General features: G+C 67.5%; 22 protein-coding genes. 6 read left to right on the top strand and 16 right to left on the bottom strand.

Features of this window, described 5'->3' with window-relative positions; genetic code table 11:
- Nucleotides 1-17: 17 nt before the first annotated feature.
- Nucleotides 18-671 (top strand): TetR/AcrR family transcriptional regulator, encoded by a 654-nt coding sequence (locus tag ACNO8X_RS11450; protein ID WP_418005372.1) that lies wholly within the window; start codon nt 18-20, stop codon nt 669-671.
- Here ACNO8X_RS11450 and ACNO8X_RS11445 read toward each other — a convergent pair.
- Together ACNO8X_RS11445 and ACNO8X_RS11440 are read right to left on the bottom strand one after the other, a co-directional pair.
- Nucleotides 634-1044, bottom strand: a complete 411-nt coding sequence (locus ACNO8X_RS11445) for a hypothetical protein (protein ID WP_260940031.1) — start codon at nt 1042-1044, stop codon at nt 634-636. The genes ACNO8X_RS11450 and ACNO8X_RS11445 overlap by 38 nt on opposite strands.
- Nucleotides 1041-1973, bottom strand: coding sequence for a carbon-nitrogen hydrolase family protein (locus ACNO8X_RS11440; RefSeq protein ID WP_418005866.1), 933 nt, complete (start codon nt 1971-1973; stop codon nt 1041-1043). Before ACNO8X_RS11440 ends, ACNO8X_RS11445 begins: the two co-directional genes overlap by 4 nt.
- Nucleotides 1974-2099: 126 nt before the next feature.
- Between ACNO8X_RS11440 and ACNO8X_RS11435 the strand changes: the two genes are divergently transcribed.
- The gene (locus ACNO8X_RS11435; RefSeq protein ID WP_418005371.1) at nt 2100-2399 is read left to right on the top strand and encodes a hypothetical protein; all 300 of its coding nucleotides are present in this window, start codon (nt 2100-2102) and stop codon (nt 2397-2399) included.
- 11 nt (nt 2400-2410) lie between these two features.
- Here ACNO8X_RS11435 and ACNO8X_RS11430 read toward each other — a convergent pair whose 3' ends face one another.
- The 12 genes from ACNO8X_RS11430 to ACNO8X_RS11375 form a co-directional block, all read right to left on the bottom strand.
- Nucleotides 2411-4231: a CocE/NonD family hydrolase gene (locus tag ACNO8X_RS11430; protein ID WP_418005865.1), complete on the bottom strand. Its 1821-nt coding sequence runs from the start codon at nt 4229-4231 to the stop codon at nt 2411-2413.
- A 68-nt stretch (nt 4232-4299) separates the two neighbouring features.
- Nucleotides 4300-4821, bottom strand: coding sequence for a hypothetical protein (locus ACNO8X_RS11425; protein ID WP_418005370.1), 522 nt, complete (start codon nt 4819-4821; stop codon nt 4300-4302).
- 273 nt (nt 4822-5094) lie between these two features.
- Nucleotides 5095-6555, bottom strand: a complete 1461-nt coding sequence (gene ahcY / locus ACNO8X_RS11420) for an adenosylhomocysteinase (RefSeq protein ID WP_418005369.1) — start codon at nt 6553-6555, stop codon at nt 5095-5097.
- Between the two features lie 123 nt (nt 6556-6678).
- On the bottom strand, nt 6679-7299 hold the full coding sequence (locus ACNO8X_RS11415) for a TetR family transcriptional regulator (protein ID WP_418005864.1): 621 nt from the start codon (nt 7297-7299) through the stop codon (nt 6679-6681).
- Between the two features lie 29 nt (nt 7300-7328).
- Entirely contained in the window at nt 7329-7514 is a 186-nt protein-coding gene (locus tag ACNO8X_RS11410) for a rubredoxin (protein WP_138231750.1), read from the bottom strand.
- Complete coding sequence (locus tag ACNO8X_RS11405; protein WP_418005368.1) at nt 7511-7684, bottom strand: rubredoxin; 174 nt, start codon at nt 7682-7684, stop codon at nt 7511-7513. The genes ACNO8X_RS11410 and ACNO8X_RS11405 overlap by 4 nt, the downstream gene beginning before the upstream one ends.
- Nucleotides 7681-8943, bottom strand: coding sequence for an alkane 1-monooxygenase (locus tag ACNO8X_RS11400; protein WP_418005863.1), 1263 nt, complete (start codon nt 8941-8943; stop codon nt 7681-7683). The genes ACNO8X_RS11405 and ACNO8X_RS11400 overlap by 4 nt, the downstream gene beginning before the upstream one ends.
- Nucleotides 8944-9050: 107 nt before the next feature.
- Nucleotides 9051-9962, bottom strand: coding sequence for a cation diffusion facilitator family transporter (locus ACNO8X_RS11395; RefSeq protein WP_418005367.1), 912 nt, complete (start codon nt 9960-9962; stop codon nt 9051-9053).
- A gap of 22 nt (nt 9963-9984) precedes the next feature.
- On the bottom strand, nt 9985-11223 hold the full coding sequence (gene manA, locus ACNO8X_RS11390) for a mannose-6-phosphate isomerase, class I (protein WP_418005366.1): 1239 nt from the start codon (nt 11221-11223) through the stop codon (nt 9985-9987).
- Nucleotides 11224-11228: 5 nt separating this feature from the next.
- A complete protein-coding gene (locus ACNO8X_RS11385) occupies nt 11229-12320 on the bottom strand; it encodes a TobH protein (RefSeq protein WP_260940048.1) in 1092 nt (363 codons plus the stop codon).
- Complete coding sequence (locus tag ACNO8X_RS11380) at nt 12317-13717, bottom strand: phosphomannomutase/phosphoglucomutase (RefSeq protein ID WP_418005365.1); 1401 nt, start codon at nt 13715-13717, stop codon at nt 12317-12319. Before ACNO8X_RS11380 ends, ACNO8X_RS11385 begins: the two co-directional genes overlap by 4 nt.
- A gap of 117 nt (nt 13718-13834) precedes the next feature.
- A complete protein-coding gene (locus ACNO8X_RS11375; RefSeq protein WP_418005364.1) occupies nt 13835-14302 on the bottom strand; it encodes a DUF3499 domain-containing protein in 468 nt (155 codons plus the stop codon).
- 119 nt (nt 14303-14421) lie between these two features.
- Here ACNO8X_RS11375 and ACNO8X_RS11370 point away from each other — a divergent pair, with 119 nt between their 5' ends.
- Nucleotides 14422-14844, top strand: a complete 423-nt coding sequence (locus ACNO8X_RS11370; RefSeq protein WP_043392897.1) for a metallopeptidase family protein — start codon at nt 14422-14424, stop codon at nt 14842-14844.
- 33 nt (nt 14845-14877) lie between these two features.
- Here ACNO8X_RS11370 and ACNO8X_RS11365 read toward each other — a convergent pair whose 3' ends face one another.
- Nucleotides 14878-15141, bottom strand: a complete 264-nt coding sequence (locus ACNO8X_RS11365) for a WhiB family transcriptional regulator (protein ID WP_192830227.1) — start codon at nt 15139-15141, stop codon at nt 14878-14880.
- Nucleotides 15142-15678: 537 nt separating this feature from the next.
- Here ACNO8X_RS11365 and cofD point away from each other — a divergent pair.
- The 3 genes from cofD to ACNO8X_RS11350 are packed head-to-tail and all read left to right on the top strand — an operon-like array spanning nt 15679 to nt 18586.
- Nucleotides 15679-16680, top strand: a complete 1002-nt coding sequence (gene cofD / locus ACNO8X_RS11360; protein WP_418005363.1) for a 2-phospho-L-lactate transferase — start codon at nt 15679-15681, stop codon at nt 16678-16680.
- Between the two features lie 14 nt (nt 16681-16694).
- Nucleotides 16695-18044: a coenzyme F420-0:L-glutamate ligase gene (locus ACNO8X_RS11355; protein WP_418005862.1), complete on the top strand. Its 1350-nt coding sequence runs from the start codon at nt 16695-16697 to the stop codon at nt 18042-18044.
- Entirely contained in the window at nt 18041-18586 is a 546-nt protein-coding gene (locus ACNO8X_RS11350) for an NUDIX hydrolase (RefSeq protein ID WP_418005362.1), read from the top strand. The genes ACNO8X_RS11355 and ACNO8X_RS11350 overlap by 4 nt, the downstream gene beginning before the upstream one ends.
- Here the strand turns inward: ACNO8X_RS11350 and ACNO8X_RS11345 are convergent.
- Nucleotides 18568-19674 (bottom strand): sugar phosphate nucleotidyltransferase, encoded by a 1107-nt coding sequence (locus tag ACNO8X_RS11345; protein ID WP_418005361.1) that lies wholly within the window; start codon nt 19672-19674, stop codon nt 18568-18570. The two genes, ACNO8X_RS11350 and ACNO8X_RS11345, sit on opposite strands and share 19 nt — an antisense overlap.
- Between the last annotated feature and the right edge of the window lie 2 nt (nt 19675-19676).

Raw genomic sequence — 19676 nt, 5'->3', positions numbered from 1 at the left:
ACGGTAGGTTGGCGCGCATGAGCGGGGTCGAGGAGTCGCGGGGCTCGCGGAAAAAAGCGCGTACCTATGCCGCGATCCTGGATGCCGCTGAGGTGCTCTTTCGTGAGCGTGGCGTTCGGGCCACCACGATTGACGACGTGGCCGAGCAGGCCGATGTCTCAGTCGGGTCTGTCTACGTCCACTTCAAGAACAAGTCAGGCCTGTATTTGGCACTGGTCGAACGGGCCTTGGACTTGAACGAAAAGGCGATGGCTCGTGTTGCCGAGCAGAACATCGCAAGCCCGCTCGAGCGGGTCCTTGCCGCTGGTGAGGCGTATCTGCGGTTCCACCTCGAGGAGCCGGGCGCGTTCCAGATGATTGCGTTGCGCGTCCTCGAACCCGGCTCGGGTCAGGACGACCCGGAGGTGGAAAGTCGCATCGCCGATCGCGTCGAAGCCCTTGTCGGTGCCGTACATGCCGACTTGGTGCTGGCAGCGCAGGCGGGCGAGATCCGCGACGATCTGGACCTCGCCCGCGTGATGCGCTTCGTCTGGGGCGCATGGAACGGCGTCATCGCTTTGGCGTTGCGTCAGGATCGCCTACGCGTCGACGACGCCGAGCTCGAACAGACCCTCAACGTGGGCCTGCAACTCCTCAGTGACGCGCTGCGCGTCGACGGCGCACGGCCGTAACAGCGATCCCGACGAACCCGACGGTCGTCGACACGAACGAAACCCCCGCCGCTGCCTGATACTTCTTGTCCTGAAAGAGCTTTGGCTCGAACGCCAGTGGCAGGAACAGCATCGCGTTGCTCCACGCGCCGGTCGCCAGTGAGCGCTGGACGATCTTCGGGGCGTCGGGGACCGCAAGCCCGAGAGCCACGGTGCAGGTCCCGAGCATGACCAGGTCAAGGTGCCATTGCCGCACGCGCTCGGCACTGACGATGCCCAGGCGCTCGGCCTTTTCTTTGTCGGTCATCGCGAGGGTGTAGACCCACCCGGACAGGGCTGCGGCGGCGAGCTCGACGACACCGGAGGTGACGAGCCCGGAGGGACGCGCGCTCACGCGTTGACCTCCTTGCGCCGCGCGGCCTGCGCGCGGTCGTAGAAGCGGCGACCGACCAGGTTCTGGTAGCTCCACGCCGCGGCGGCGATGGTTCCACGCTGCTGGAGCCAGAACCGGTCGCTGGCATACGTCTCGTTCGTGCGGCCCAACTCGACCTGAGCCATGGCGATGCCTTCACCTTGCTCACGGCTTCGACGGGCGAGGACGCGGCCGGTCTTGTCGACGATCTGAGCGCCGCCCTCGAAGTGGCCTCGATACGTGAACGGGGTTCCGAGGAAGCGGCACACGACGGTTCCGGCGTGGGCGGCGTGGATGACCGGTGCGCCGACGTGGCGGGCGAAGGTCGCGGGCGCCCGGGTCGCACGAGCCTGGTTGCCGGCTTCGAGACGGGTGAGCAACGGCCAGTTGGTCGGCAGGCTCCACCAGCCCGAACCGCCGACGACCAGGTCGACCTGCCCGCCGAGTCGGGCGACGGTCTGCGAGCGCATGAGTTCCCAACACATGGCCACGCCGACCGAATGTTCACCGGCCTCGAAGCGACCGGGATCGGTGCCGCCGGTGTAGAGAGCGCTCTCCCACATCGTGGGGAGGTCCTTGTCATGGCGGCCGACGAGGTCGCCGCCGGGACCGTAGAGGAAGAACGCGTTGCGGGTCTCGCCGTCGCTGTCGCGAACAATGATGGAGCCGCCGACATGGATGCCGTGTGACTGTGCAAGGCGCGCAAGGAGTTTGGTCGGCTCGCCGTCGGCCGGTGGCGCGTAATCGGTCAACTCAGGAAGAAAGCCGACGCCCGTGGCGAAGAACTCGGGCAGTACCACCCAGCTCGCGCCGTCACCGGCGGCCCGGTTCACGAGACGCTCGCAGTCCTCGAGGTTGTAGTCGATGTCACCGACCTTCGCCTCGGTCTGGACGGCAGCCGCCAGTACCATTTTTGTAGCCTCACTCATAACTGAACGATACTATAAAAATAGTTCGCCGGGCAGCCCCCTACACCGCATTGAACGATTTCCGCGCGCCCAACGTGTCAACGGGTATAGGACCGGAAGGACCCTGAGATGCGTACTGCACTAATAACTCTCATTACACTCACCGCCACTGCCGCCGTTCTTGCCCCCGCCGCGCCGGCAGCGGCCGAGTCAGCGATCGTCACGATCGGCCAGTTGGAAGCCGAGGGATTCCACGTCAACGTCGACCGGGTCGGCAGCGGACCGCTCGATCAGTGCGTGGTCACCAGCGTCCGCAACCCGCAGGAGCAGACCAGGCTCATTCGGGTGGACGGTCCCGGCAACCGAGATCAGGTCATCCGCGTGGTGGTCCGCCGGACCATCACCGTGTCACTGGATTGCAGCAAGTAGCGCCCGCGAACTCAGTGCGCGATCACCGGCAACGTGATCGACGACGGATGCGCCGGGTCGTGCAGGATGGTCTGCGTCGCCACCACGGTCGCCGCGTCGCGCCCGAATGGCGCCCCGGTGTTGGGGTTCGGCGCGAACTGCGGGTAGTCGCTGCTGGAAATCTCCACCCGCACCCGGTCCCCGGCGCTGAGTTGGTAACTGGTCGGCCAGATTTGGATGCGGTACTGGTATGGCTGGCCGGGCACGATGGGCGTCGGCGCTGACAGCGAGTCCCGGAACGACGCCCGCAGAATCCCGTTGTTCAGATTGACGGCCGTCCCGTCGGGCTTGACCACCACCAGCTTGGCCGTGAAATCGGTGTCCACCGCAGAGGATTGGGCCCACAGCGTGACGGTGGCCGGCCCGGTGATCTCGGCGGCGTGAGGCACGGGGTCGCCGGTATAGACCAGAACGTCGGAGCGCTGCTCCACGGGTGTCTGGTCATAGGGTCCTTGCGGACCGGAACGCGCCCCGCAGCACGAGTGCCCGCCCAGGCTCGGTGCCGGGTTCAGCGGGTCGTAGGTATAGGTGTCGGGCGGCTGCGATCCGGGCAGGACGGGCTGCAGCTTCCCCTCGCGGTCGGCGATACCGCCGGCGCCGGATAGGAAGTAGTTGATCCATTGGGTCTGTGGCAGTGGCCAATTGGTGGCCGTCTGCCAGGTGTTGGAGCCCATGGTGAAGTAGTCGACGCGCGGCTTGCCGGCCACGCCATTGTCGACTCCCTTGAGGAAGTGGTCGAACCAGGCCAACATCAGCTCATTGATCGGGCTGTTGCCCACTGCCCCAATATCTTTGAGCATCGGGGCAGGTTCGGAATCGGGACGGCCCCAGGCCACGTGGTCCCACGGCCCGATCACCAAGCGCTGGTTCGCACGCGCAACGTCATTGCCGCCGTGGGCGACCATCCCGGCGAAGTTCTCCACTCCCCCGGCCAGGAAGGCGTCGTACCAGCCCTCGAAGTGCAGCACCGGAATTCGCACTGCCGGATACCGGTCGCGGATGCTGACTTGCTGCCAGAAGGCGTCACGCGTGTTGTGCCGGACCCAGTCGAAATACCACGGCGCTACCGCCGGGTTGTGCGGCTGCATCGGCGGAAGTTCTTGTTGCGGGCGGAAGTTCAGCCAGCGGGTCGGGTCGGCTGCAGCATCCCGCAACAGCCGCTCCGCCTCGGTGTCCCGGCGGTTCTGCGCGGCCCCGAGGGCGATCGAATCGATGGCCCACGGCTGCACGAACCCCAGCCGGAACTCGCCGCCCTCGTAGGTCCAGCCGTCGTAGTAGTCGGACGCCGTGTTGGCCGGCGCGATGGTCACCAGATGCGGCGGCGCCGTCACCGCCGCAAGCCACTGTGTCGCACCGACATACGACGACCCGTACATGGCGACCTTGCCGTTGGCCCCGGGCAGTCCGGCTGCCCATTCGACGGTGTCGTAGCCGTCGGCCATGTCGTTGGTGAACTCGCTGAACACTCCGCCAGAGCTACCTTGGCCCCGAACATCTTGAATCACAACGAGATAGCAGTGCGAGGCGAACCAGTCCGGCGGCTGGTAACGCTCCGGCGAGGTCTGCGCCCCCGACTTTCCGTACTGCGTGCGCATGAGCAGCACCGGTACGGGGTCAGCGGTCTTCGGGCGGTAGACGTCAGCGCGCAGGACGACGCCGTCGCGCATGGTGGCGCCGACGTCGCGTTGGGTATCGACCGCGCACGGCCCCCGGCCCGCGGCCGCAGGAAACAGCGAGCCCGGCGGGCGGTCGGCACCACAGGCAGCCAACAGCACCAGCACCATCGCGAACACCGCACCGCGGATCAAAGCGCGCACGCTCCCACGCTAGTGCCCCGTCGAAATCGCGTGTGCGCAGGCGGTTACGAAAGCCCGCGGCCGCCCGACGTCGTCGTCAGCACCAGGACGTTCTGGTCCCGGTCCAGGAACGCCTGGGTCGCCATGGTGGGGCTGGAGAACAGCTTGTTCAGCTCGGGGCCCGACAGGTACGGACCATCGGGCAGCTCCGACTGCAGAATCTTCTGCACCATCGGTTGCCGGTCGGTGGCGACCGGGTGGTACTCCGCCAACAGCCGGGTGGTCTCCGCAGGCGACAGTTTGACCACCGCGTCGATCCAGTTCACCTTGCCGGCCAGGCTGGGATCGCCGCTGTTGTTCCAGGTGACCCACACAGCTTCGTCGGGCTTGTGCAGTTGCGGGAACTGCCAGACCAATTGCTGGACGTCGTGCCGGACCATCCCCGGCGGTACCGGCGGGCCCTTGACGGGCTGCGACGTGCCGCCGAAGAAGTCGAGGCTGCCCAGATTCACGCCGTCGCAGCCGGTCAACGCCACCCCGACCAGAGCCAGCAACGCGACGAGCCTTCCCACCGGGTTGTTCCGCATGCCTCGACCTCCCGTCACGAGGGTGCCCTGATGTGCGGAAATTCTAACTCTGAATCCGCTGATCAGCAGCCCATCAGCAAACGCCGCAGCGCGTCGCCAGAATCGTAATTATCGCGCATTGCAATATACGGCGCCACCGCAGGCGGACACTTCAGCTAATTTCACACCCACCCGCCCGCAGGCGGTGTCGACACACCTGCCGCCCGCACGCAAAAGCCCCCAATTTCCTTGGAAACTGGGGGCTTTCGCGTTTGCTCGTGCCGCGAAGGCTACCTAGTAACGGTAGTGCTCCGGCTTGTACGGGCCTTCGACGTCCACGCCGATGTACTCGGCCTGGTCCTTCGTCAGCTTGGTCAGCGTGCCGCCGAGAGCCTCGACGTGGATGCGCGCGACCTTCTCGTCGAGGTGCTTGGCCAGGCGGTAGACCTCGTTGTCGTACTCGTCGTTCTTGGTCCACAGCTCGATCTGGGCGATGACCTGGTTGGAGAACGAGTTCGACATCACGAACGACGGGTGGCCGGTCGCGTTGCCCAGGTTCAGCAGACGCCCCTCGGACAGCACGATGATCGACTTGCCGCTGTCACCGAAGGTCCACAGGTCGACCTGCGGCTTGATGTTCAGCTTGGTGGCGCCGGACTTCTCGAGCGCAGCCATGTCGATCTCGTTGTCGAAGTGGCCGATGTTGCCCAGAATGGCCTGGTTCTTCATGGCCTTCATGTGATCGAGCAGGATGATGTCGTAGTTGCCGGTCGCGGTGATGACAATGTCGGCCTGGGCGATGCCCTGCTCGACGGTGACGACGTCGAAGCCGTCCATCAGCGCCTGCAGCGCGTTGATCGGGTCGATCTCGGTGACCGCGACGCGCGCGCCCTGTCCGGCCATCGACTCCGCACAGCCCTTGCCGACGTCGCCGTAGCCACAGATCAGCACCTTCTTGCCACCGATCAGCACATCGGTGCCGCGGTTGATGCCGTCGATCAGCGAGTGGCGGGTGCCGTACTTGTTGTCGAACTTGCTCTTGGTGACCGAGTCGTTGACGTTGATGGCCGGGAAGACCAGCTCACCCGCGGCGGCGAACTGGTACAGGCGCAGCACGCCGGTGGTGGTCTCCTCGGTGACGCCCTTGACCGACTCGGCGATCTTGGTCCACTTGGTCTTGTCATTCTCGAAGCCGTTGCGCACCAGCTCGAGGAAGACCTTCCACTCGGCCGAGTCGTCTTCTTCAGCGGGCGGCACGACGCCGGCCTTCTCGTACTGCGCACCGCGCAGCACCAGCATGGTGGCGTCGCCGCCGTCGTCCAGGATCATGTTGCAGGGCTCGCCGTCCCAGGTGAGCATCTGCTCGGCGCACCACCAGTACTCCTCCAGCGTCTCGCCCTTCCAGGCGAAGACCGGGGTGCCCTGGGGCTCCTCGGGGGTGCCGTGCGGGCCGACGACGATGGCCGCGGCGGCATGGTCCTGGGTGGAGAAGATGTTGCACGATGCCCAGCGGACCTCGGCGCCGAGCGCGGTCAGCGTCTCGATGAGCACCGCGGTCTGCACGGTCATGTGCAGCGAGCCGGAGATGCGTGCACCCTTGAGCGGCTGCACGTCGTGGTACTCGCGACGCAGCGCCATCAAGCCGGGCATCTCGTGCTCGGCGAGGCGAATCTCCTTGCGGCCGAACTCGGCTTCGGACAGGTCGGCGACCTTGTAGTCGATGCCGTTACGGACGTCTGCCTTCAATTCCGTCATGGATTAGAGCCCCATTCATTCGTCAGTTGCCTGTGCGTGCGCCAAAGCGCACCGGAGTGACCCCATGGCCTGCGGGCTCGCGGGACAGGCACCAAGAAAACTGCTCGCATGGCGCGCTGACGGCTACGGAGTATCCGTACTACCGTAACGGTCGGCGAACGGCGTCATGAGCCGGGCCAGGTCAGCGGCCACATCGTGGTCCGCTTCCGGCGGCATTGACACGTAACTCATCGCCAGCCGCACGATCGCCCGGGCCAGCACCCCGGCGTCTTCGTCGGAAGTCCGCACCCAGCTACTGCGGAATATTTCGGTCAGGCGCGTAGAACAATGCGAAATGATCGGCGCACTGTCGGTGGTGATGAGCTGCAGCAGATCGGGCTTGGCGACGCCGGTCAGCAATGAGATGACCAGCGGGTCGGACGCCGACTCAGTGAAAAACATCCGGAAGCCCTGCAAGAACGCCGCGTGGATGTCACCGACGTTGGCGTAGATGGAGTGCTCGACGGCGTCGACCAGGCGGTCGGCGAGGCGCATCGCGTAACCCTCGGCCAGGCCCTGGCGCGAGCCGAATTCGTTGTAGATGGTCTGCCGACTGATGCCGGCGGCGCGGGCGACGTCGGAGAGCGTGATGGACGACCAGTCCTTGGCCAGCAAGAGCTCTCGCATGCCGTCCAGGATCGAGTGCCGCAGCAGGACCCGCGAGGCCTCGGCGTACGGCACGCGAGGTGCCGCGGGGCGCGGCACCTCGGGTCCGTCGGGTACTGCGGCGGCGGTCACGACGCCACGACCTCCACCATGTCGAAGTCGGCCTTGGCGGCGCCGCAGTCCGGGCAGCTCCAGTCTTCGGGGATGTCGGCCCAGCGGGTGCCGGGCGCGATGCCGTCCTCCGGCCAGCCCTTCTCCTCGTCGTACTCGAAGCCGCACTGCAGGCAGACGAACTTCTTGAACGGCTCACTCATTGGTTCACTCCCACCTGTTCGAAATCGACCTTCTCGCGGACCGCACAGTCGGGGCAGCACCACTCGTCGGGGACATCATCCCACGCCGTGCCGGCCGGAAACCCTTCACGCGGAGCCCCTTTGGCCTCGTCATAGACATAACCACAGCCCGGGCACGCGTATGCACTCATGCGGCCGCACCGTACTTGGCCATCACCTTGTTCCGCACCCGCGGGTGGACGTTGACCTTGGTGATGTCGCCGTCGTAGTGCTCGATGACCCGGTGGTCCATCATCCGGCGCCACAGTGGCGGGATGTAGGTCAGGCCGATCAGGGTGGCGTAGCCACTGGGCAGGTTCGGGGCGCCGTCGATGCTGCGCAGCGTCTGGTAGCGACGCGTCGGGTTGGCGTGGTGGTCACTGTGCCGCTGCAGGTGGTACAGGAACAGGTTGGTGACGATGTGGTCGGAGTTCCAGCTGTGCACCGGCGCGCAGCGCTCGTAGCGTCCGCTCTCGGTCTTCTGCCGCAGCAGGCCGTAGTGCTCCAGGTAGTTGACCGACTCCAGCAGGCTGAATCCGTAGATGCCCTGGATCAGGACGAACGGGATGAGCGCCGGCCCGAACACCGCGATCAGGACGCCGAAGAACACCAGCGACATGAGCCAGGCGTTGAGGACGTCGTTCTTGAGGTAGGTGCGGGGATCCCACGGGCTGCGTCCGAGGCGACGGATGCGCTGGGCCTCCAGCTCGACCGAGGACTTCAGGGCACCCCACACGGTGCGTGGCAGGAACTCCCAGAAGGTCTCACCGAAGCGGGCCGACGCGGGGTCTTCCGGAGTGGCGACGCGGACGTGGTGACCGCGGTTGTGCTCGATGTAGAAGTGGCCGTAGAACGTCTGGGCCAGGGTGATCTTGGCAAGCCAGCGCTCCAGGTTCTCCTTCTTGTGCCCCATCTCGTGCGCGGTGTTGATACCGACGCCACCCAGCACGCCGACCGACAGTGCGACGCCGAGCTTGGCCCACCAGGCCAGCCCGCCCTCGAAGCCGAGCCAGCTCAGGTCCTTGGCGGTGAACAGGTACGCGCCCAGGATCACGCTGGCGTACTGGAACGGGATGTAGACGTAGGTGCAGTAGCGGTAGTACTTGTCGTTCGCCAGCTGGTCCATCATCTCGTCCGGCGGGTTCTCCCCGTCGGGCCCGAACTTCAGGTCGAGGATCGGCAGCAGCACATAGAGCAGGCCGGGGCCGATCCACAGCGGCACCTGCGCCAACGCGTGCCATCCCGCCTGGTTCAGTGCCCAGATCAGCGGGAGCATCACGAACAGCGCCGTGGGCGCGATCAGGCCCATGAGCCACAGATGACGCTTGCGATCACGCCACTGCTCAACGTTGACGTCGGATACCTCGACTGACACGGGTCCACCTCCATTGGTTTGCCGACAACTTGCGATCTTGACTATAGACCGCAGTTTGTCGCCGGTCTAGACATTAGAGGCGATTTTGTAAAACGACTTGTGGCAGCCGTCACCGCTGCAGGTGACTGCGGGTTTTGTCGGCGTCAGCCGCGGTACAGGTCGGGCTCGATGTAGATGATGCGGGCGTTGGGGACCGCAGCGCGGATCGCGACCTCGGCGGCGTCGATCGTCGTGGCGACCGTCTCCAGGTCGGTCTTCGGGGCCAGCGCGACCTTCACACCGACGAGCATCTCCTCCGGCCCCAGGTACTGGGTCCGGAGGTGGATGACGCGGTCGATGTGCGCCGTCTGCTCCAGCGCGCTGCGGATGCTGCCGGTCTCGTCGACGGTCGCGCCTTCACCGATCAGCAGGCTCTTCATCTCGACCATCAGCACCAGCGCGATGATGCCGAGCAGCACACCGATGGCCGCGGTGCCGATGCCGTCCCACACCGGGTCGCCCGTCAGCATCGACAGGCCCACACCGCCCAGGGCCAGCACCAGACCGATCAGCGCGCCGGTGTCCTCCAACAGCACCACCGGCAGCTCCGGGTTACGCGAGGTCCGGATGAACCGCCACCAGCTGCCGGCCCCCTTGAGCGGACGCGATTCCTTCACCGCCGTGTAGAAGCTGTAGCCCTCCAGCCCGATCGCGACGACCAGGATGACGACGGCGACGATCGGCGAGGACAGCGGCTCCGGGTGGCTGATCTTGTGATAGCCCTCGTACAGCGCGAACATGGCGCCCAGGCTGAACAGCACCAGCGCCACCACGAACGAATAGAAGTAGCGGCTGCGGCCGTAGCCGAACGGATGCAGATGGTCGGCGTCCTTGCGCGCCTGGCGTTGTCCCCACAGCAGCAGCCCCTGGTTGGACGTGTCCGCCAGCGAGTGCACCGACTCCGCGAGCATCGACGAACTACCGGTGATCAGAAAGCCGACGAACTTCGCCGCCGCGATTCCCGCATTGGCCAACAGCGCCGCGACAATCGCGCGCGCACTCCCCGAGGCCGACATGACCTGCCCTTTCGTAGGTTTCTTAGATCCCTACCGTCGCACGGAACACCGTCGACGGCTCTTCGGCCACCAGCCGCACGGGTCCCTCCCCGGCGGCGATCCAGGCGGCGGCCCCCTGGTTCAGGGTCAGCTCGCCACCCGCGGAATGCACCTGCACCCGGCCCTGCGTGCCCAGCAGAATCTGCGGGCCGGCGTGCTCCTTGGGCACCTCGACCGCACTGCCCACCCGCTCGTCGCCGATCCGCAGGATCGACACCGCGAACTCGGGTGCGGGCGTGTCGAACACCTCCTCGATGCCGGCGGTTGAGCCATGCTCGGCCCGCCGCGGGCGGATCGGCCGACCATCGGTCGGGGTGAAGTCGAGTACGCGAAGAAGTTCCGGCACATCCACGTGCTTGGGTGTCAGGCCACCGCGTAACACGTTGTCGGAGTTGGCCATGACCTCGAACCCCAGGCCGTGCAGATAGGCGTGCAGATTGCCGGCGGGCAGATAGATACCCTCCCCCTCGACCAGGCTGATGCGGTTGAGCAGCATGGCGGCCAGCACGCCGGCATCGCCCGGGTACCGCTCGCCGAGTTCGAGTACGGTCTTGGCCTCGGCAGCGAATTCCGTTGCCCCCGAACGGATGTAGTTCACCGCACCGTCGAGCACGGCCGGCACCAGCACGTCGAGATCGGGCTGCGGCAAGGTGATCCAGGTGGTGAACACGGCCCGCAGCCCGGCCCCGTCCGACTGGCCCGCCAGCAGGTTGATGTACGGATCGAGGTCGGACACCGCCAGTGCCCGCATCAACTCGACAGTGCGGACCACCGGCCGGAATCCGGCGAGCGCCTCGAACGGGCCAAGGGCCACGATCAACTCGGGTTTGTGGCTGCGGTCCCGGTAGTTGCGATTGCGCGCGTTGACGGCAATGCCTTGGCGCTCTTCACGATTGAAGCCCTCGGCGGCCTGCTCGGCACTGGGGTGCGCTTGCAGCGACAGCGGTTCGTCTGCGGCCAGCACCTTCGCCAGGAACGGCAACACCTCACCGAACCGGGCCCGGACCTCAGGCCCCAGTTCAGCGCCGGGATCGGCCCGGATGACGTCGAGCAGCGACACCTCGCCGTCGGTGGTCTCCAGCCGCGCCGGGTCCCCCGGGTTCGCACCCAACCACAGTTCAGCCTCGGGATGCGCTGTGGGACTGGGCCTTCCGGCGAAATCGGCCAAGGCGGTGCGCGACCCCCAGGCGTAGTTCCTGACCGCGCCTCGTAGCAGATGCACTATGTCTAACCTCGAACCAGTTTCAGGTACACGGCCGTCATCTCCAGCCGTACCGCCAGCATCGCGATCTGTTGTTCCAAGCGGCTACCCGGCACCTGCAGCCCCGCGTCGGGCACGTCGTCGGCGCTGAGCACGTCGACGTCACCACCGAGGGCGTCCATCCGGGCGATCACGCCGGGGCGCTCCTCGTCGGCACACAGCACCACGGTGCGGACCCGGGCCGGCACCGGCCCGTCGATCTCGGGGTCGTGGAAAAGCGAGTCCTCGTAAGACATTTCGACGGTCTGCCGGCCGAGCCCGCCGTGCAACGCCACCAGCGCGTCAGCGCCGCCGGTCGCGGTCACCAGTTGATGCGCCACCCGCAGCAGCACCGTCGCGGCATGGCGGACCAACGCCAGCATGGCCGCGCCCTCCCCGGCCAGCACCACCTGCCGGCCGGACATCCGCTCGGCCAGGTTCTTGGCCGGGTTGGTGAAAATCTCGCGGGCCGCGCTGTTGCGTAGGGCCTCGGCGTCCAACTCGTCGGCCAGGGCATCCAGATCGATGCGCAGTGCCGGATCGACGACCATCATGGTCGCGAGCCCCGCGGCCAGGTACCGGGTGAGGCCGAAGTCGTCGGGCACCGACAGCCGCGGCGGCAGCACCACCGCACGGCCGGCAGCGGCGTCGCGCAACGGACCGTCGTTGGGCGCCACCACGATCACGCGGGCACCGCGGCGCACGCCGGTCGCGACCGCGGTCACCAGCGCCGGGTCGGCCGCGTCGTCGCCCGCCACGATCACGACGTCCAGTGCGCCGATCCACGGCGGCACATCCGGGGTGACCACCAGCGGGATCGACGAGGTCGCCCCCAGTGCCGCGGCCAGCACGGCCCCGGCCGCGCCGGGTGCTCCGGACGCACCGCGCCCGCACACCCAGGTGACGGTGCGCGGACGTTGGTCGGAGCGCAGCTCGTCGAGTTCGCCTTCAGTGAGTGCCGCGGCGACCGCGCGGGTCTGCGCGCCGGCCATCGACGCCGCCCGCAGCAGGCCGTCGCGGTCGGCCGCGATCAGGCCGTCGACATCGTCGAGGTCCAGGGTCGCCGGGGCGGCACTCATGGCGTCGACTCGCCGGTGCGCCCGCTGACCGCCTTGATCTGTGCCGCGATGTGCTCGACGATCTGGTCGACCTCCGCGCCTGTGCGGGATTCGACGTTGAGCCGCAGCAGCGGTTCGGTGTTGGAGGTGCGCAGGTTGAACCAGCGCCCGTCGCCGAGGTCGACGGTCACGCCGTCGAGTTCGTCGGTCGACACGATCTCGCTGCCGTACGAGGTGATGACCGCCTGGACGCAGGCCGGTGCGTCGGCGACGGTGAAGTTGATCTCGCCGGACGCCTCGTATCGCTGGTACTTGGCCATCAGCTCGGACAGCGGACGGTCCTGCTCCCCGAGCGCCGCCAGTACGTGCAGTGCGGCGAGCATGCCGGAGTCGGCACCCCAGAAATCGCGGAAGTAGTAGTGCGCCGAATGCTCGCCGCCGAAGATCGCGTTGCTCTCGGCCATCAGGGCCTTGATGTACGAGTGGCCGACGCGCGAGCGCACTGCCTTACCGCCGCGCTCGGCGATCAGTTCGGGCACCGCACGCGAGGTGATGAGGTTGTGGATGACGGTCGCGCCGGCCTCGCGGGTCAGCTCCCGATCGGCGACCAGCGCCGTCACGGCCGACGGCGACACCGGGTCGCCCTTCTCGTCGACGACGAAGCAGCGGTCGGCGTCGCCGTCGAAGGCCAGACCGATGTCGGCGCCGTTGTCGACGACATGCTTCTGCAGGTCCACCAGGTTGGCCGGGTCGAGCGGGTTGGCCTCGTGGTTGGGGAACGTGCCGTCGAGTTCGAAGTACAACGGCAGCAAGGCGATCGACGCGACGGTGCCCAGCACCTCCGGAGTGGTGTGCCCACCCATGCCGTTTCCGGCGTCGACCGAGACCCGCAGCGGACGCAGCGCCGAGACGTCGACCAGCGAACGCAGGAAGGTGCCGTACTCGGCGAGCACGTCGCGATCCTCAACAGTGCCGGCGGCGCCGGCGTGACCGGGCACGCCGCCGATGACCTCATCGCTGATGTCGGTCAGACCGGTGTCCTTGCCGACGGGCTTCGCCCCGGCGCGACACAGCTTGATGCCGTTGTAGGCCGCCGGGTTGTGGCTGGCCGTGAACATGGCGCCCGGGCAGTCGAGCAGACCCGAGGCGAAGTAGAGCTGATCGGTCGACGCCAACCCGATCCGGACCACGTCCAGACCTTGCGCGGTGACCCCGCCGGCGAACGCCGCGGCCAATGACGGTGAGCTGGGCCGCATGTCGTAACCGACCGCCACGCGGGTGGCGCCCTCGGCGCGCATCAGCCGGGCGAAGGCACCGCCGACGTCGGCGACAAATGACTCGTCGATCTCCTCGCCGACCAGCCCGCGTACGTCATATGCCTTGATGACGCGCTGTACAGAGGCAGCAGGCCGAGACATAGCCCTCCCGATCTCATCGTTTGCAGACCACTGCATACCGAGGGTCTGTGACAGTCAGCCTATCGGCTGGCCCATCTGCCCGGGGACGGTCGGTGGGGTTCGGCAGGAGTTGGGGCGCTAACCCTCAGGAGGGTCCGGCAACACTCGCAGATGGCCGCGGCGTCGTCCATTGGGCTGCCCGCCGTGCTGCGTGCGGGGGGCGGGCGGTGCCATGACCGCGCCACCCTGCGCGCCACCCTGCGCGCCACCCTGCGCGCCGGCGTGGCTGCCGGGGGGCGGATCGCTGAAACCTGTTGGGATACCGCCGCGAGACGGCGAGTCTCGACCTTCGCGCACCGCGTCGGCGAGCGCGACGAGGTCGTCATCGTCCGAAGGCGTGGGCAGCGGACCCGCATGGCGGACCAACTCCCACCCGCGGGGCGCGGTGATGCGGCTGGCGTGCGACACACACAGGTCCCACGAATGCGGCTCCGACACGGTGGCCAACGGACCTACGACTGCCGTGGAATCCGAATAGACAAATGTCAGCGTCGCCACGGCGTAGTGCGGGCAACCTGGCCGGCAGCAGCGACGGGGAACATTCACTCGGCGAGATTATCGCGCCGCCGACGCGCCCACTGCCGGACACGCGCGTCGCGGGTACGTCGATCTCCAACCGTTACTATCGGCCGATGGCCCACTCGCGTGTGCGCCGCCGTCGCGGCATGCGCGGCCCGCTACTCCCCCCGACCGTTCCCGGATGGCGCAGTCGCGCCGAACGATTCGACATGGCGGTGCTGGAGGCCTACGAACCCATCGAGCGCCGCTGGAGCAGCCGGGTGTCCGGGCTCGATGTCGCAGTCGATGAGATTCCGCGGATCTCCCCCAAGGATCCCGATGCCATCCAGTGGCCGCCCGAGGTGATCGCCGACGGGCCGGTGGCGCTGGCGCGGCTCATCCCGGCCGGGGTGGATGTTCGGGGGAATTCGACACGGGCGCGAATTGTGTTGTTCCGCAAGCCCATTGAGCGGAGGGCGAAGGACTCCGTTGACCTCGCCGACCTGTTGCACGAGATTCTCGTGGCGCAGGTAGCCACGTATCTCGGCGTTGAACCATCAGTGATCGACCCGACCATGCTGGACGACTGACAGGCCGGTCGACCTACCCGCGAGCGCGGTGCGTCAGATGACGCCGCGCTTGATCCGCCGGCGCTCGCGCTCCGACAGACCGCCCCAGATGCCGAAGCGCTCGTCATGCGCCAGGGCGTACTCGAGGCACGCGTCGCGCACCTCGCAGCCCAGGCAGATGCGCTTGGCTTCCCGGGTCGAGCCACCCTTCTCGGGGAAGAACGCCTCAGGGTCAGTTTGCGCGCACAGGGCACGCTCCTGCCACTGGTCTTCCGTGAGCTCGGACTCGTTGTCGATGTGTTCGGGCACCAGACTCAGCTGCGGCCGTCCGGCGACGACGTGCTGGACAGGTCCGGTGTTCGTGTGCGGTGCGGTCCCAACAGAGCCGAGCATCCGCCCGTCGAATTGAACGACATGATCGAAATCAGCGTGTTCGTAAGACATTTGCCGCCTCCTCCCCTGCTTTACGTAGTTTTCAAAACGGAGTCCAACTACTTGCCCTGCGTGCCGTCAGTGGCGATCAAAATTCGAACATACGGTCGAATCTCAGTCTGCTGCACCGGAACCGGTAAACAAACCGGGAATGACACTGGTGTGATTACACACGGGTTAGCTGCCATGGTCAAGCGGATGAAGCGCATTTCCTACCATCTTGTGACCTGTTTACGGCGCGTCGTTATCGCGGCGTGTCGCGATAGTGACCAATAACACGCTGCCGCACAACGCACTTGGTAATTGCGATAGCCGATACGCCTGTTACTCAAGTGAATACTGAGGTTTAAAGTTTGCTGCGCGCCAAATTGCCTTTCCGGGCGCGTCATTCCATCCGGCCGTCATCGCCTAGGGTGAGTCGACGTGAAGGTCACGGTTCTGGTCGGTGGCGTCGGCGGCGCTCGTTTTCTGCTCGGCGTCCAGAAGCTTCTGGGGTTGGGTCAATTCGCCGAACCCGGCGTAAACCCATCGACCCCCTCGTCGCACGAATTGACCGCGATCGTCAACGTCGGCGACGACGCCTGGATGTACGGCGTCCGCATCTGCCCCGACCTCGACACCTGCATGTACACCCTCGGCGGCGGCATCGACCCCGAACGCGGCTGGGGCCACCGCGACGAGACCTGGCACGCCAAGGAAGAGCTCGCCGCGTACGGCGTACAGCCGGACTGGTTCGGGCTCGGCGACCGCGATCTGGCCACCCACCTGGTGCGCACCCAGATGTTGCGGGCCGGCTATCCGCTGTCCCAGGTGACCGAGGCCTTGTGCGACCGCTGGCAGCCCGGCGCCCGGCTGCTGCCGGCCAGCGACGACCGCAGCGAAACCCACGTGGTGGTAACCGATCCCGAAACCGGCAACCAGCGCGCCATCCACTTCCAGGAGTGGTGGGTTCGCTACCGCGCCCAAATCCCCACCCACAGCTTCGCGTTCATCGGCACCGAGAAGGCCACCGCCGCACCGGGAGTCGCCGACGCCATCGCCGGCGCCGACGTGGTGCTGCTGGCCCCCTCGAATCCGGTCGTCAGTATCGGTTCGATCCTCGCCGTGCCCGGCCTGCGCCGCGCGCTACGGTCCACGCCCGCACAGGTGATCGGGTACTCCCCGATCGTGGCCGGAAAACCGTTGCGCGGGATGGCCGATGACTGCCTCAAGGTGATCGGCGTCGACAGCACCTCTGAGGCCGTGGGTACGCACTACGGCGCCCGCGGCGGAACCGGCATCCTCGACGGCTGGCTGATCGACGAGGGCGACCACGCCGAGATCGAGGGCGTCAACGTCAAAGCCGTGCCGCTGCTGATGACCGACCCGGCGGCCACGGCCGAGATGGTCCGGGCCGGACTGCAACTCGCCGGAATCCAGCTGTGACCGAACGCGCCGAAGTGAGTGAACACGGCGCCGCGGCCGCCATCGAAATCCTGCCCGTGCCAGGGCTGCCCGAATTCCGCCCGGGTGACGACGTGGCCGCCGTCATCGCCGCGGCCGCCCCCTGGCTGCGCGACGACGACGTGCTGGTGGTCACCAGCAAGGTGCTCTCCAAGTCCGAGGGCCGCATCGTCGCCGCGCCGACCGACCCCGACGAGCGGGACGCCCTGCGGCGCAGGCTGATCGACGACGAGGCCGTGCGCGTGCTGGCCCGCAAGGGCCGCACCCTGATCACCGAGAACGCCATCGGCTTGGTCCAGGCCGCCGCCGGCGTCGACGGATCCAATGTCAGCACAACCGAATTGGCCCTGCTGCCGGTCGACCCGGACGGCAGCGCGGCCCGACTGCGCGCCGGCCTGGCCGAGCGGCTCGGCGTCACCGTCGCCGTCGTCGTCACCGACACCATGGGCCGGGCCTGGCGCAACGGTCAGATCGATGCCGCGATCGGCGCGGCGGGACTGGCTGTGCTGCACGGCTACTCGGGCGTCCAGGACACCCACGGCAACGAATTGCTGGTGACGGAGGTCGCCATCGCCGACGAGATCGCGGCCGCCGCCGATCTGGTCAAGGGCAAGCTGACCGGCATCCCCGTCGCCGTCGTGCGGGGCCTGTCGCCGCGCGACGACGGCTCCAACGGCCGGACCCTGGTGCGCGCCGGTCAGGACGACCTGTTCTGGCTGGGCACCGAGGAAGCACTGGCGTTGGGCCGCAGGCAGGCTCAGCTGATGCGTCGATCGGTGCGCACGTTCGGCACCGAGCCGGTCGCGCCGGAACTCATCGAGGAATCCGTGGCCGAGGCCCTGACCGCGCCCGCGCCGCACCACACCCGCCCGGTTCGCTTCGTCTGGGTGCAGGACCACGACACGCGGATCCGGTTGCTGGACCGCATGAAAGAAAAGTGGCGTACCGACCTGACCGGCGATGGCCGGCCCGCCGATTCGGTCGACCGGCGCGTGGGACGCGGCCAGATCCTCTACGACGCACCGGAACTCGTCATCCCGTTCCTGGTTCCCGATGGCGCACACAGCTATCCGGACGCGGCCCGCACCGACGCCGAGCACACCATGTTCACCGTCGCGGCGGGCGCCGCTGTGCAGGGTCTGCTGGTGGCCCTGGCCGCGCGGGATGTCGGCAGCTGCTGGATCGGGTCGACGATCTTCGCCGCCGACCTCGTGCGCGCCGAGCTCGAGCTGCCGGCCGACTGGGAACCGCTGGGCGCCATCGCCATCGGCCATCTGCCCGAGACCGACGAGCCACGGGCACCGCGGGAGCCGGTATCCACCGACGAGCTCCTGATCCGCCGATGAGCGACACCCTGCACGCCTCCGTTGTGGCAGCGCTGCGCGACTGGCCGGCCCCGGACCCTGATCAGGACACGCTGCGGCACGCTGTCGCGGCGTTCGTCGCAGCCCGGCCCGACGCCTGCCGGCGGGCCTGCGAGCCCGGGCACATCACCGCGTCGGCGCTGGTGCTCGATCACACCCGGACCACGGCCCTGCTCACCCTGCACCCCCGTTTGGGCCGCTGGGTGCAACTCGGCGGCCATTGCGAGGACGTCGACACCGACATCCGGGCCGCCGCACTACGGGAGGCCACCGAAGAGTCCGGTATCACCGGATTGGCGATCGCCGAGGTGCCGGCCGCGCTGCACGTGCACGCGCTGACCTGCTCACTGGGCGTCCCGACCCGGCATCTCGACGTGCAGTACCTGGCCGTCGCGCCGGAGCACGCCGAGATTCATTGCAGTGACGAATCACTGGATCTGCGGTGGTGGCCCCTGGACGCGCTACCGGACCCGGACCCCGGCCTGGAACGGCTCGCGCGGGCCGCTCAGACGTCCGTCGAGTAGCGAATACCGCCGTCGGGGATGGTGACCCCCGGCCACACCCGCGCACCGCGCAGCAGCTCGCACCGGGCGCCGATGTTGGCACCGTCGCCGATCACGCCGTCGCGGATCAGCGCGCGCGGCCCGATCCGGGCGCCGAACCCGATGATGGACCGCTCGATCACCGACCCGGCCTCGATCTTGACGCCGTCGAAGATCACGGCACCGTCCAGCCGGGCACCGGCGCCGATCTCGGCGCCGCGGCCCACCACGGTCCCGCCGATCAACAACGCACCGGGCGCCACCGCGGCACCCTCGTGCACCAGGCTCTCGCCGCGGTGCCCGTCGAGCACCGGCGACGGCGCGATACCGCGCACCAGATCCGCTGAGCCACGGACGAAGTCGTCGGGCGTACCCATGTCACGCCAGTAGCTGGCGTCGACGTAACCGCACACCTTGAAACCGTCGGACAGCAGCTTGGGGAACACCTCGCGTTCCACCGACACCTCACGGCCGGTGGGGATCTCATCGATCACCTCACGCTGGAACAGGTAGCAGCCTGCGTTGATCTGGTCGGTCGGCGGGTCCTGCGTCTTCTCCAGGAACGCCGTCACCACACCGTCGGAATCGGTTGGCACACAACCGAACGCCCGCGGGTCGCTCACCCGCACCAGGTGCAGCGTGACATCGGCCTGCCGCTCGAGGTGACTGGTCAGCATCGCGCGGAGGTCCAGGCCGGAGAGCACGTCACCGTTGAACACCATGGCGGTCCGGTGGCGCAGCTTGGGCGCCACGTTGGCGATACCGCCACCGGTGCCCCGGGCCTCCTCCTCCACCACGTACTCGATCTCGAGGCCCAGCTTGGAACCGTCGCCGAATTCCTCCTCGAACACCTCCGCCTTGTAGGAGGTGCCCAGCACCACATGGCGGATGCCCGCGGCGGCGATCCGCGCGAGCAGGTGGGACAGGAACGGCACACCAGCGGTCGGCAGCATCGGCTTGGGCGCCGAGAGGGTCAGCGGGCGCAGCCGGGTGCCCTGCCCACCCACCAGGATGACCGCGTCGACGTCAACCGGATTCACCGCGTCACTCAACTCGCGTCCTTTCACCATGA

It is taken from the genome of Mycobacterium sp. PDNC021 (genome assembly GCF_048282635.1).
Classification (GTDB): domain Bacteria; phylum Actinomycetota; class Actinomycetes; order Mycobacteriales; family Mycobacteriaceae; genus Mycobacterium; species Mycobacterium llatzerense.
Note: the sequence above shows the minus strand (reverse complement) of the source record. Positions and strands in the feature narration are given on the sequence as shown.

What these genes read in the sequence shown, in the direction of transcription:
- ACNO8X_RS11440 (WP_418005866.1), bottom strand. Translation starts at nt 1,973, where the DNA reads ATGGTACTGGCGGCTGCCGTCCAGACCGAGGCGAAGGTCGGTGACATC.
- ACNO8X_RS11425 (WP_418005370.1), bottom strand. Translation starts at nt 4,821, where the DNA reads ATGCGGAACAACCCGGTGGGAAGGCTCGTCGCGTTGCTGGCTCTGGTC.
- ACNO8X_RS11395 (WP_418005367.1), bottom strand. Translation starts at nt 9,962, where the DNA reads ATGTCGGCCTCGGGGAGTGCGCGCGCGATTGTCGCGGCGCTGTTGGCC.
- ACNO8X_RS11380 (WP_418005365.1), bottom strand. Translation starts at nt 13,717, where the DNA reads ATGTCTCGGCCTGCTGCCTCTGTACAGCGCGTCATCAAGGCATATGAC.
- ACNO8X_RS11410 (WP_138231750.1), bottom strand. Translation starts at nt 7,514, where the DNA reads ATGAGTGAGCCGTTCAAGAAGTTCGTCTGCCTGCAGTGCGGCTTCGAG.
- ACNO8X_RS11350 (WP_418005362.1), top strand. Translation starts at nt 18,041, where the DNA reads ATGAGCGACACCCTGCACGCCTCCGTTGTGGCAGCGCTGCGCGACTGG.
- ACNO8X_RS11385 (WP_260940048.1), bottom strand. Translation starts at nt 12,320, where the DNA reads ATGAGTGCCGCCCCGGCGACCCTGGACCTCGACGATGTCGACGGCCTG.
- ahcY (WP_418005369.1), bottom strand. Translation starts at nt 6,555, where the DNA reads ATGACGGAATTGAAGGCAGACGTCCGTAACGGCATCGACTACAAGGTC.
- ACNO8X_RS11345 (WP_418005361.1), bottom strand. Translation starts at nt 19,674, where the DNA reads ATGGTGAAAGGACGCGAGTTGAGTGACGCGGTGAATCCGGTTGACGTC.
- ACNO8X_RS11450 (WP_418005372.1), top strand. Translation starts at nt 18, where the DNA reads ATGAGCGGGGTCGAGGAGTCGCGGGGCTCGCGGAAAAAAGCGCGTACC.
- ACNO8X_RS11435 (WP_418005371.1), top strand. Translation starts at nt 2,100, where the DNA reads ATGCGTACTGCACTAATAACTCTCATTACACTCACCGCCACTGCCGCC.
- ACNO8X_RS11370 (WP_043392897.1), top strand. Translation starts at nt 14,422, where the DNA reads ATGCGCGGCCCGCTACTCCCCCCGACCGTTCCCGGATGGCGCAGTCGC.
- ACNO8X_RS11405 (WP_418005368.1), bottom strand. Translation starts at nt 7,684, where the DNA reads ATGAGTGCATACGCGTGCCCGGGCTGTGGTTATGTCTATGACGAGGCC.